At 69.2% G+C, this 681-nt stretch carries 1 protein-coding gene; it reads left to right on the top strand.

Translation table 11 applies throughout. The features are described 5' to 3' along the window. Nucleotides 1–451 (top strand): arsenate-mycothiol transferase ArsC (locus tag LF262_RS16840; protein ID WP_235781562.1); only part of this gene is annotated, 451 nt, incomplete at its 5' end. Between the last annotated feature and the right edge of the window lie 230 nt (nt 452–681).

The raw sequence follows: 681 nt of genomic DNA, 5'->3' as shown, positions 1-681 counted from the left end.
GCGCAGCTACGTCACCCTCGTGCGGACCGGGACGGCGGGACTCCTCGCGGCCGCCACCGTCCGTGCGTCCCGTGTCCTCTTCGTCTGCTACGCCAACTCCGCCCGCAGCCAGCTCGCCGAGGCCCTCTGGAAGCGCGCCAGCACGGTGCCCTCCGCCTCCGCGGGCACACACCCGGCAGACGGCATCGCTCCCGGCGCCCGCGACGTCGCAGCGCGCCACGGGCTCGACCTCGGGGCCTCACAGCCTGCGGAGCTCTACCGCGTGGCCATGCAGGGGGACCTGGTGATCGCGGTCTGCGACCGGGCGCACGAAGAACTCCCGACCACGGACCGGCTCCACTGGTCCATCCCGGACCCCGTCGCCGTCGGAAGCCCGGCAGCCTTCGAAGCAGCGTTCAGCCAGATCGCCCAACGCGTCCAGGACCTCTCCTCGCACATCACTGCCGCATAGCGGCCCGCTGGGCGTGGGCAGGCTTGGCAAACTCGCCAGGAGGCAGAGGATCGGTGAGCATTCCAAACTCGGGGACGCTCCTGATTCTTCGGCCCCCAAGGTGGCAGCAGGGCCCTTCCGCCCTGTCCCGTCAAAGGGCTTATTTCCCTGGTTTCTGAGAACAGCATCGCGAGACGCATTGATGAGACAAGCCGTCCCACAAGAAGGCCCGATTCGACGAGGACCTCGGC

This window comes from Sinomonas notoginsengisoli, assembly GCF_021554725.1.
Taxonomy (GTDB): domain Bacteria; phylum Actinomycetota; class Actinomycetes; order Actinomycetales; family Micrococcaceae; genus Sinomonas; species Sinomonas notoginsengisoli.
Note: the sequence above shows the minus strand (reverse complement) of the source record. Positions and strands in the feature narration are given on the sequence as shown.